Origin of the sequence: Streptomyces sp. SID9727 (genome assembly GCF_010550605.1) — a bacterium.
GTDB lineage: Bacteria > Actinomycetota > Actinomycetes > Streptomycetales > Streptomycetaceae > Streptomyces.
In genome coordinates, this window is record NZ_JAAGNI010000290.1 from 1 (window position 1) to 10,689 (window position 10,689).

A 10,689-nucleotide genomic window follows, 5' to 3' on the forward strand; every position below is an offset into this window, starting at 1 on the left:
AAGGCGACGGCGTCGCTGCCGGCGAAGAGCTCGTCGAGCCCCGCGTCACCGGAGTACGCCGGCGCGCCGTGCGCGGCGGCCAGCTCCCCGGCGGCCTCGGCCCGGCGGCCCCACACACCGCTGAGCACGACGCCGGGGTGTGCGGCGAGGGCGGGGGCGTGGGTGTTGCGGGCCCAGGGTCCGGTGCCGGCCAGGCCGATGCGCAGGGGGGTCTCGGGTGTCGTCATGGGTCCAGTGTGCCGGGTGGCGCCTCCGGTGCCGCAGCGCCTGAAGGACCGGTTCCCGGGGACCGGTGGCTCCGGGTGCGGTGGAGTGCGGCCAGCAGGGCGCCGGTCTCCCGGTCGGCCGGCAGGAATGCCTCAAGGCGCAGTTCCGCGACGGTGACGTCGGTGGCGGTGCCGAAGTGGGTGAGCGTGGTGATGAGCGTCAGCTCCCGGTCGTCGGCCGGGTCGGGGTGCCTCAGGCGCAGGGGCACGGCGAAGCCGAGGTGGTCCGGGGAGTCGCGCGGGCGGGGCGGGGCGAGGCCGGTGAGCTCGGCGGCCAGGTCGCGGAGCCGGTCGTCCGGGTTGCGCACGCTCTCGGCGTGGACGCGGTCGATGATGTGCCACGCCCACGCGTCGAGGTTGACGACGCGGGGCGCGAGGCCCTGCGGGTGCAGCAGGACCCGGGGGACGCTGACCGGCGGTTCGAGCAGGTGCGGGGCCACGCCTGCGGTGAGGGTGTGGAAGGCGGCGTTGGCCAGGGCGAGGTCGCCGTGCCGGTCCACGACGACCGCCGGGTAGGGCAGGTGGCCGTCCAGGATGCGTGCGAGGGCGGTGCGGATCGGTTCGAGCCGGGGGTCGTCCAGGCGGGTCTGCGGGTAGACCGGTGCGAAACCGGCCGTGAGGAGCAGGTCGTTGCGCTCGCGGATCGGCACCTCCAGGGATTCGGCGAGCCGGATGATCATCGATCGCCCGGGGGCCGAGCGCCCGCTCTCGATGAAGCTGACGTGCCGCTGCGTGGTTCCGGCGCGGGTGGCCAGTTCCAGCTGGCTGACGCGCCGTCGGGTGCGCCACTCGCGCAACGCGGTCGCGAGACCGCCTCCGGTCGGATCACTGATCACCCCCCTTGTGTATCCCGATCGTCTGCTGATCCGCGATTCCCTCCGGGGAATTGCCGCCCGCACGCCCGCGGCAGCAGGGTCGTTGCCGCACTCCGGCCACGAACCGAGGGGACCACCCATGACCGCCATCGACATCCACGAGCTCACCGACCGCTACGTCGCCGTGTGGAACGAGCCCGACGCGGAGCGCCGCCGCGCCGCTGTCCGCGCGCTGTGGTCCGCCGACGCGGTCCACGTACTGCAGCCTCCGAAGGAGATCCGGGAGGCCGCCGAAGGGCTGGGCTTCGACCGTCTCCTGCTGGAGGCGCGCGGGCACGAGGCGCTGGACTTCCGGGTGACGCGCGCCCACGAGGAGTTCGTCGCGCCCGGCACCTTCGTCTTCCGGTCGCGCGGCGACGCCGGCCGGCTCCACGACCTCGTCAAGTTCCACTGGGAGATGGCGCCCCGGGACGGGGGCGAGGCGGCCGGTGTCGGGCTGGAGATCCTCGTGCTCGGCGCCGACGGCCGCATCGTCAGCGACTACCAGTTCATCGAGGGATGAGCGCGGCGTCCGGCGGGCGCCGGGGGAAACCTCGGTAACACGGGGTTCACACGAGGGCAACGGCCGGGAAATCGCGCCTTGCGAAGCTGCGGCGCATAGACCGCAGCACCCGCAAAGGATGGCTTCCGTGACGTACAAGGCTGAGTACATCTGGATCGACGGCACCGAGCCGACCGCCAAGCTCCGCTCCAAGACGAAGATCATGTCCGGCAGCGCGTCGTCCGACGTGGCCGCGCTGCCAATCTGGGGCTTCGACGGGTCGAGCACCAACCAGGCGGAGGGCCACGCCTCGGACCGGGTGCTGAAGCCGGTCTTCAGCTGCCCGGACCCGATCCGCGGCGGCGACGACATCCTGGTCCTGTGCGAGGTCTTCGACATCGACATGACCCCGCACGCCTCCAACACGCGGGCTCTGCTGCGCCCGGTCGCCGAGCAGTTCGCCGGGCAGGAGGCGATCTTCGGCATCGAGCAGGAGTACACCTTCTTCGACGGCCACCGGCCGCTCGGCTTCCCCGAGGGCGGCTTCCCGGCCGCGCAGGGCGGCTACTACTGCGGCGTCGGCTCGGACGAGATCTTCGGCCGGGAGATCGTCGAGAAGCACCTCGACAACTGCCTGAAGGCGGGTCTGGGCATCTCCGGCATCAACGCCGAGGTCATGCCGGGCCAGTGGGAGTTCCAGGTGGGCCCGCTGTCCCCGCTGGAGGTCTCGGACCAGCTGTGGATCGCCCGCTGGCTGCTCTACCGCACCGCCGAGGACTTCGACGTCTCCGCGACCCTCGACCCGAAGCCGGTCAAGGGCGACTGGAACGGCGCGGGCGCGCACACCAACTTCTCGACGAAGGCGATGCGCGAGGGCTACGACGCGATCATCACGGCCTGCGAGTCGCTGGGCGAGGGCTCGAAGCCGATGGACCACGTCAAGAACTACGGCGCGGGCATCGACGACCGGCTGACCGGTCTGCACGAGACCGCCCCGTGGAACGAGTACAGCTACGGCGTGTCCGACCGCGGTGCTTCGGTGCGCATCCCGTGGCAGGTCGAGCAGGACGGCAAGGGCTACATCGAGGACCGCCGTCCGAACGCCAACGTCGACCCGTACGTCGTCACGCGGCTGATCGTGGACACCTGCTGCACGGCCCTGGAGAAGGCCGGCCAGGTCTGATCGGCCCCGTACGCGAAGGGCGCCCACCGCACGAACGGTGGGCGCCCTTCGTTGTCGGTGGCGTGTGCCAGGCTGATCGCATGCTCAGCGTCAAGGTCGAGACCGAGAACCAGCAGACCCACACCCGTGTTTCCGCCGAGAAGCTCGGGGGCCTCGTGGACCGCATCGGCGGGCGCGGGGACAACTTCCTGGTCGTCCAGCGGATACCGGACATCCCCGGCACCTTCATCCAGGTGTGGCACGAGACGGGCGGGGACTACGAGGTGGAGCACCGTACGGGCACGGCGACGAGCCATGTCCGTACCGTCGTCGGAGACCCCGAGCGGGTCGTCGCGCTGATGACGCGCTGGGCCCGCGAGGAGCCCGGCTGGGACGCGGGGACCGCGTGGGAGAGCGCCGGGATACCGGAGCCGGAGCCCGTGCCGGAGCTCGCGGAGGAGGTCCGGAAGCGGCTGGAGCCCCGCGTCCGGGAGCTGCTGCGCGGCGGTTACGGGACCGTGCGGACGCTCACCGAGACGGCCGAGGGCTACCTCGTGAAGGACGGGGTGCGGCCGGTCTCCCGGGCCCAGGCAGGGAAGTTGGTGGAACGGCTCTGGCTGGAGCGGGTCGAGGAGCAGCGGGGCTGGGCGGACGAGGTGACGGACCCGGACCGGCTGGAGCGGGCGTTCGCCCGGCTGGACCGGGGCGGCATCACGGCCCGGGAGGACTTCACCTGCTGCCGCTCGTGCGGGATGAGCGAGATAGGGGCGGCCGGGCGCGAGGATGCCCGGGGCTTCGTCTTCTTCCACGGCCAGGGCACGGAGAGCGCGGCGGCCGGGCACGGTCTCGCGCTGTACTACGGCGGGTTCGACGACTCCGCGGAGACGACCGCCGCGGTGGGCCGCGAGGTGGTGGCCGCGCTGGGCGAGGCCGGGCTGACGGTGATGTGGGACGGCTCGCCGGACAAGGCGATCGAGCTGACGGACCTCGACTGGCGCAAGCGGCTGGTGGGTTAGGGGCTGGTGGGACAGGAGGGCTGTCGCCTTGCTCACCTCGTCGCGCGAAGGGGGCGCCGCCACGCGTTCTCTGCTTCAATGGGGCCATGGCCAGCTTCCCGCACACCTCGACCGGTCGCAGCGACCTCGAGCCGTTCTGGCCGTCCCGTCAGCACCACGACTTCGACCGGGTGTGTTGCCGCGCGCTGAGCGCGCCGGCCCTCTGAGCCCTCACCCGGCCTCCGGTCCGCGCGCACGCGGCAAGTCCGTCCACCGACGACTCCTTCGCGCGAAAGAGCTGACCCTCATGGCGAACACCCGTACCTTCTCCGCTGTCGCTGCGACCTCCTCGGTCCGCCCCTCCTCCCCCGACCGGCACCGGCTGCGTGCCGTCGCCCCCGACGAGGTCGTCCGGCCGGCCGACGTCTCGGCGCTCCTGACGCCGGGCGCTACCTGGCTGCCCGCCCCCCAGCACACCCTGCCCAGCCTGCCGGGCCACCCGCCGATGGTCGGCTACCTGGTGCTCGTGCCCGCCGACCAGCAGCCGGCCTTCGCCGCCGCCGCCGCGCAGTACGCGGTGGCGGAGCCGGCGAAGGCCGAGCCGGGGGCGGCGGGCCCGGTGGCCATCGACTCCGTACAGCGCTCCGCCTCGGTGAACGGGCGGACGCTGGACCTCACCTACCTGGAATTCGAGCTCCTGGCCCACCTGGTGGCCCATCCCCACCGCGTCCACACCCGCGACCAGTTGGTGACCACGGTATGGGGTTACGGGCACGTGGGCGACGGCCGCACCGTCGACGTCCACATCGCCCGGCTGCGCCGCAAACTGGGCGCCGAGCACCGCCGCTCGATCCAGACCGTGCGCCGGGTCGGGTACAAGTACACGCCCTGACGGGCAGGCCGACAGGGCGGGCCCCGGTTCCGGTACGCGCTACCGGAACCGGGGCCCGCCCTCGTACGCCCTGCTCAGCGCAGACCCGACCCGACAGGGGCCGAGGCCGGGGCCGGGCCCTCCGCAGGCTCGCCGTGGTCCAGGCCGGGCAGCCGGCCGAGGCCGCGCGGGGTGCGCCAGTTGCGCTCGCCGAGCAGCGCCATCGCGGAGGGCAGGAGCACCATCCGTACGAGCGTGGCGTCCAGCAGGACCGCGACCGCGAGGCCGACGCCCATCTGCTGCATGTCCTGCATGGACAGGGTGGCGAAGACCGAGAAGACCGCCACCATGATCACGGCCGCCCCGGTCACCGCGCCGGCCGTGCGGCGGATGCCCTCGTCAATCGCGGCCCGGTTGCCGATCCCCCGGCCGCGGGCCTCGCGGATCCGGGAGACCACGAAGACGTGGTAGTCCATCGAGAGGCCGAAGAGGACGACGAGGACGAACAGCGGCATCCAGGACTCGACCGCGCCGACGCCCTCCGAGCCGATGAGCCCGGCGCCCCAGCCGTGCTGGAAGACCGCCGTCATCACCCCGTACGCGGCGGCCACGGAGAGCAGGTTGAGGACGATGGACGTCACGGCGATCACGTACGAGCGGAAGCAGAACAGCATCAGCAGGAACGTCACGGCGGCGATGAAGAGGAAGACGGGGGCGATACCGCGCTTCAGCTGGTCGTTGAAGTCGACGGACCCGGCCATCTCGCCGGTGACGTGGGCGCGGGCGCCGGTGGAGTCGAAGGCGGCGGGCAGCCGGTTCTCGCGCAGGGCGGTGAGGTCCTTCTCGCCGCCGGGCAGCGGGACCTCGAACTCGGCGACGTTCTCCGCCCGGTGCACGGTGACGTGGTCGAAGCCGGCGAGGGCCTCGCGTACGGCCGGGGCGGTGATGTCGTCGGCCTCCACGACGACCTGGGCCGGGGCGGGGCCGCCGGGGAAGGTCTCGCTGATGTGGCGGTAGGCGACGGACAGCGTGGAGTCCGAGCCGAACTGCTTCTCCAGGCCCAGGGATTCGGTCTTCATGCCGATCGCGGGCGCGGCGAGCACCAGCAGGACGGCGACGGAGGCGGCGGCGAAGAACTTCGGGCGGTCGAGAACGGGGCGGAGCACCCTTCCGGCGATGCGCCCGCTCTCCCCCTTCCCCCGCTTGCCGCGCCGGTTCAGCAGCGGCACCCGCCCGGCCTCGACGCGGTCGCCGAGCCAGGACAGCAGCGCGGGCAGCACGGTGACGGACCCGAGCATGGCGATGCACACGACGGTGATCGTGGCCAGGGCGAAGCCCTTGAAGAGCATCAGCCCGGACAGGAACATGCCGGCCATGGCGACCATGACGGTGATCCCGGAGACCAGGACGGCCCGGCCGCTGGTGGCGGCGGCGATGCGCAGGGCGGTCTCGGCGTCGCGCCCGGCGGCCCGCTCGTCGCGTTCGCGGCGCAGGTAGAACAGGCAGTAGTCGACGCCGACGGCGAAGCCCATCAGGAACATCACGGAGTACGTGGTCTGGAACAGGTGCAGCTGGTGGCTGGCGAGCGAGAGCAGTCCGAAGGCGGCCATGCACGCGGTGAGCGCGAGTCCGACGGGCAGCAGGGCGGCGACGACGGCGCCGAAGGCGACCAGCAGGATGCCGAGGGCCAGCGGTACGGCGGTGAACTCGGCCTTCATGAAGTCGTCGGTGAGCAGGTCGCCGAGCCACTTGCCGGCGCTGGCGTCCCCGAACTGGCTCACGGTGACGCCGGGGTGCCCCTCCTCGACCCCGGTGACCGCGTCCAGCACGGGCTGCACCCGGTCGGGGGCCGTGTCCGGGTCGCCCTTCATCTCGAAGGTGATCAGCGCGTCCTTGCGGTCCCCGGACGCGACCGGGTCCGCGAGGCCGGTGACCTCGCCGGTGTCCCGGATGGCGGTGGTCAGCTCGCGGGCGGCGGTGCGCCAGCCGTCCGGCTCGGCGGAGGACACCATGACGAGTTCGCCGGCCCGGTGGCTGAGACCCGCGTCGGAGAGGATCTGCTCGGCGCGGGCCGAGTCGCCCGCGCCGTTCTCGGCGTCGGTCATCTCGACCATGCCCGAGGCGCCGCCGACGCCCGCGGCGAGTACGACGAAGAGCAGCCAGCCGAGTACGGCCGTCTTGCGGTGGTGTGCGCTCCACACACCGATACGTGCCGCGAGGTTACGCCTCATGGCGGGTTCGCCCCCCTGTGGGTGGAAGTCCGACGATGCCCCTCGAATCTAGGAACGCCGGGCCGGGCGCCCCAGCCGGTGACACCCCCGGTGACGCGGCACACAGGGCGAGGAACGGGGGGTGGTGCTGGGTACACCCCCACCGGGTGGGGAACCGGCTGCCCCGCACCGGGTGTGCCGGGTCAGACTGTGTGCGACACGGGGCCGGCACAAGGGCCCGGCGAGGGGAAGAGGGACCGGGATGGACGCGAAACGGGGACGGATCGGGTCGGCGCTGCTGGCAGCGTGGCGCGGGCTGCTGGTGTCGTTCGCCGCCCTCGCGGGCTCGTGCACGCTGTTCTCGCTGGCGCTGGTCTCCATGGCCATGATCCCGCTGGGCATCGGCCTGGTGACCACGCCGTACATCCTGGAGGCGGTCCGCAAGCACGCCAACCAGCGCAGGCTGCTCGCGATCACCTGGTCGGACGTGCGCATCCCGGTCCCGTACCGGCCGTTCCCGAAGGATCTGCGGAGCGGGTTCACCGGTCAGGTGGAGCGGACCACGCTGATGCTGAAGGACCCGGCGACCTGGCGGGACATACGGTGGATGCTGGTCGACATGTCGGCCGGCTACACGGTGGCGATCCTGGCCGCAGTGCTGATGGTCTACCCGGTGGAGGGTCTCGTCCTGGCGGCGGGGCTGTGGCGGGTCTTCACGGACGACCGGTACTGGTACGCGTTCGTCCCGGTCGACAGCCAGGCGACGGGGCTGATGGCCGCCGCGCTCGGTGTGGCGGTCTTCGCGGCCGGGGTGCTGCTGAGCGAGCGGCTGCTGCGGGCGCACTTCGTGCTGGCCCGGTCCGTGCTCGCCCCGACCCAGGAGCAGGAACTCGCCCTGCGCATCGACCGGCTGACCGAGACCCGGCACGAGGCGGTGGACACGGCCGCGTCCGAGCTGCGGCGCATCGAGCGCGATCTGCACGACGGGGCGCAGGCCCGGCTGGTCGCGATGGGGATGAACCTCGGCACCGTCGAGGCGCTGATCGAGAAGGACCCGGCGCAGGCGAAGCGGCTCCTGGCGATGGCCCGGGAGTCCTCGGCCGAGGCGCTGACCGAGCTGCGCGACCTGGTCCGGGGCATCCATCCGCCGGTGCTGGCCGAGCGCGGGCTCGGGGACGCGGTGAAGGCGCTGGCGCTGCGGCTGCCGGTCCCGTGCGACGTGGACGTGGAGCTGGGGGGCCGGGCGGAGGCGCCGGTGGAGTCGGCGGCCTACTTCGCGGTCAGCGAGGCGCTGACCAACGCGGCGAAGCACTCGGGGGCCGACCGGATCTGGGTGGACCTGCGCCACAGTGGCGGGGCGCTCAGGTTCTCGGTCACGGACAACGGGAAGGGCGGCGCCTCGGTGGGCGCGGGCTCGGGGCTGAGCGGAATCGAACGTCGGCTCGGTACATTCGACGGCATCATGGCCGTCAGCAGCCCCGCGGGCGGCCCCACCATGGTGACCATGGAGATCCCTTGCGAGTTGTCCTAGCCGAAGATCTCTTCCTGCTGCGCGACGGCCTGGTGCGGATGCTGGAGGCGTACGACTTCGAGATCGCGGCCGCCGTCGAGACCGGGCCGGAACTCACCAAAGCTCTCGCCGAGTGGGAGCCGGACGTCGCCGTCGTCGACGTCCGGCTCCCGCCGTCCCACACGGACGAGGGCCTGCAGTGCGCGCTGGCGGCCCGGCGGGCGCGGCCCGGGCTGCCCGTCCTCGTACTCTCGCAGCACGTCGAGCAGTTGTACGCGCGCGAGCTGCTGGCGGACGGCGACGGCGGGATCGGGTACCTGCTCAAGGACCGGGTGTTCGACGCGGACCAGTTCATCGACGCGGTCCGCCGGGTCGCGGCGGGCGGTACGGCGATGGATCCGCAGGTCATCTCGCAGCTGCTGACCCGGCGTTCGCAGGACAAGCCGATGGGCGGACTGACGCCGCGCGAGCGGGAGGTCATGGAGCTGATGGCCCAGGGCCGGTCGAACGCGGCGATCGCCTCGCAGATGGTGATCACGGAGCGGGCGGTGGCCAAGCACACCTCGAACATCTTCGGGAAGCTGGGCCTGCCGCCGTCCGACGACGACAACCGCCGCGTTCTGGCCGTACTGGCGTATCTGGACCGGGGCTAGGGCGTGTTTCGAAAGTCCCGCCTGTCCGGCGACGCCTGGCACGCACGCTCGCCGCGTTGTCGGGATCACCCCGATACACCCAGTATCGGGGCGACCCTCCGCCTTGCGATCGCACGCACCAGACGCCGCCGGACCCGCCCTCCGGGCGGACGGCGCTACTTTCGAAACACGCCCTAGGGGCGGGACGGCGGCTGCGGCTCAGCCGTTGAACCAGGCCGCCACATCGAGCCGGAAGGCGCCGTCCGGGGCCATCGTGCGCAGGTCGTCCTCCAGGGCGCGGACCCGCTCGGCGCCGAGGACCCGGACCCACTCGGCGCGCAGCCGGTCGAAGCCGTCGGCGGACCGCCGGAGCACGTCGATGCCGCGCGAGGTCAGCAGGACCAGCTTGCGGCGCCCATCGGCCGGGTCGTCGGCGCGTTCCACGTAACCGAGGCCTTCGAGCCGGTCGACGGTCTTGCCGGCGGCCTGTTTGGAGACGCCGAGGCGGCGGCCGATCTCGCTGGCGGTCGCCCCCTCGATGCCGACGGCCTGGAGGGCGTAACCGTACGCGGGCCGCATGTCCGGGTGCCCCTCCTCGGCCAGCTCGCGGTGGAGCGCGTCGATGACCGTGCGGAAGCCGGCGAACAGCAGAAGGGGCAGCTCGAAGCCCCTGCCGATCTCCTCGGGACGCACTTCTCCACGCCCGCCCGCATCCTCAGCCATTGCGAAACTCGACAACCTGGTTTACGTTTTCGTCAATCACGTTGTCGAGTTTACCCGAGAGGTCCCGCCATGCCCGCGACCGCCTTCCCCGACCACACCCTCGAATCCGCCCCCGCCGCCGCCCGCTCCGGGCTGGCCGCCATCGCCGGGAAGCAGGGCTTCCTGCCGGCCGCCGCCGGGCGGATGGCCACCTCCCCCGAGGTGCTGAACGGCTTCCTGAGGATGCACGCGCTCTTCGAGTCCACCACCCTGGACGAGCTCTCGCGCGAGGTCCTGAGCATGACCATGGCCACCCGGAACGACTGCCACGTCTGCGTGGCGATGCACACCGGCATCCTCACCGCCCTGGACGCCGCGCCCGCCCTCGTCGCCGCCCTGCGTGAGGGCACCCCGCTCCCGGACGAACGCCTGGAAGCCATGCGGCAGTTCACGCTGGCCGTGCTCGCCGCGCACGGGGCCGTGGACGACGCGGCGATCGAGGCGTTCACGGCCCACGGCTACACCACGCGCAACGCGCTGGAGGTGACCCTCGGCATCGCCGTCTACACCCTGTCCACCTTCGCCAACCGGATGACCGGAGCGCCGGTCGACGGCCCGCGGGCCCGGTTCGCCTGACACGCGCGGGGCCCGGGCGGAGGGGCCCCGGAGTGACCATCGCACCATTCGCTCGTTCAGCTGAACGTGCACCCACCGTCAGAGCTGCCGCCGCCCGTCGCCCCGGCCGACGCGGAACAGGCCGAGGCCGCGCTGGTCGAGCACTACCCGCGGCTGGTGCGGATCGGCTACCTCCTGCTGCCGCCCTCGCCGAGGCGCGCCCGGCGCGTGTTCACCGCCCACGCCCTCGCCCAGCGCTCCCTCCAGGCGGCCCACCGCGCCGGCGCGGCAGCCGTCCCCCTCCCCCGCCGCACCGGCGACACCGACCCCGCGTACGCCTACGTGCGGCGCCAGGTGCTGCGCCGGGCGC

The 10,689-nt window shown here is 72.6% G+C and carries 10 protein-coding genes and 2 pseudogenes; 8 read left to right on the forward strand and 4 right to left on the reverse strand.

Annotation, left to right across the window (positions count from 1 at the left end; genetic code table 11):
- Together G3I41_RS18515 and G3I41_RS18520 are read right to left on the reverse strand one after the other, a co-directional pair.
- A pseudogene (locus G3I41_RS18515) lies at nucleotides 1–227 on the reverse strand (gfo/Idh/MocA family oxidoreductase); the annotation flags it as partial.
- A complete protein-coding gene (locus G3I41_RS18520) occupies nucleotides 224–1,102 on the reverse strand; it encodes a helix-turn-helix transcriptional regulator (RefSeq protein ID WP_343242165.1) in 879 nt (292 codons plus the stop codon). The gene G3I41_RS18520 and the pseudogene G3I41_RS18515, both read right to left, overlap by 4 nt.
- 118 nt (nucleotides 1,103–1,220) lie before the next feature.
- On the opposite strand from G3I41_RS18520, the gene G3I41_RS18525 reads away from it, so the two are divergent.
- The 4 genes from G3I41_RS18525 to G3I41_RS18540 all read left to right on the forward strand — a co-directional run bounded on the left by G3I41_RS18525 (nucleotide 1,221) and on the right by G3I41_RS18540 (nucleotide 4,671).
- Entirely contained in the window at nucleotides 1,221–1,643 is a 423-nt protein-coding gene (locus tag G3I41_RS18525; protein ID WP_164401333.1) for a hypothetical protein, read from the forward strand.
- Between the two features lie 127 nt (nucleotides 1,644–1,770).
- Entirely contained in the window at nucleotides 1,771–2,805 is a 1,035-nt protein-coding gene (glnII, locus tag G3I41_RS18530; protein WP_164401334.1) for a glutamine synthetase, read from the forward strand.
- Nucleotides 2,806–2,885: 80 nt separating this feature from the next.
- Entirely contained in the window at nucleotides 2,886–3,800 is a 915-nt protein-coding gene (locus G3I41_RS18535; RefSeq protein ID WP_164401335.1) for a hypothetical protein, read from the forward strand.
- A 286-nt stretch (nucleotides 3,801–4,086) separates the two neighbouring features.
- The gene (locus tag G3I41_RS18540) at nucleotides 4,087–4,671 is read left to right on the forward strand and encodes a winged helix-turn-helix domain-containing protein (RefSeq protein WP_164401336.1); all 585 of its coding nucleotides are present in this window, start codon (nucleotides 4,087–4,089) and stop codon (nucleotides 4,669–4,671) included.
- Between the two features lie 74 nt (nucleotides 4,672–4,745).
- Here G3I41_RS18540 and G3I41_RS18545 read toward each other — a convergent pair whose 3' ends face one another.
- Nucleotides 4,746–6,881 (reverse strand): MMPL family transporter, encoded by a 2,136-nt coding sequence (locus tag G3I41_RS18545; protein WP_203601290.1) that lies wholly within the window; start codon nucleotides 6,879–6,881, stop codon nucleotides 4,746–4,748.
- A gap of 241 nt (nucleotides 6,882–7,122) precedes the next feature.
- On the opposite strand from G3I41_RS18545, the gene G3I41_RS18550 reads away from it, so the two are divergent.
- Entirely contained in the window at nucleotides 7,123–8,391 is a 1,269-nt protein-coding gene (locus tag G3I41_RS18550) for a sensor histidine kinase (protein WP_164401337.1), read from the forward strand.
- Nucleotides 8,376–9,023, forward strand: a complete 648-nt coding sequence (locus tag G3I41_RS18555; RefSeq protein ID WP_164401338.1) for a response regulator transcription factor — start codon at nucleotides 8,376–8,378, stop codon at nucleotides 9,021–9,023. The genes G3I41_RS18550 and G3I41_RS18555 overlap by 16 nt, the downstream gene beginning before the upstream one ends.
- 198 nt (nucleotides 9,024–9,221) lie before the next feature.
- On the opposite strand, the gene G3I41_RS18560 is transcribed toward G3I41_RS18555, so the two are convergent.
- A complete protein-coding gene (locus G3I41_RS18560; protein ID WP_164401339.1) occupies nucleotides 9,222–9,725 on the reverse strand; it encodes a MarR family transcriptional regulator in 504 nt (167 codons plus the stop codon).
- A 69-nt stretch (nucleotides 9,726–9,794) separates the two neighbouring features.
- Between G3I41_RS18560 and G3I41_RS18565 the strand changes: the two genes are divergently transcribed.
- On the forward strand, nucleotides 9,795–10,340 hold the full coding sequence (locus tag G3I41_RS18565) for a carboxymuconolactone decarboxylase family protein (protein ID WP_164401340.1): 546 nt from the start codon (nucleotides 9,795–9,797) through the stop codon (nucleotides 10,338–10,340).
- A 66-nt stretch (nucleotides 10,341–10,406) separates the two neighbouring features.
- Nucleotides 10,407–10,689: pseudogene (locus tag G3I41_RS18570) on the forward strand (hypothetical protein); the annotation flags it as partial.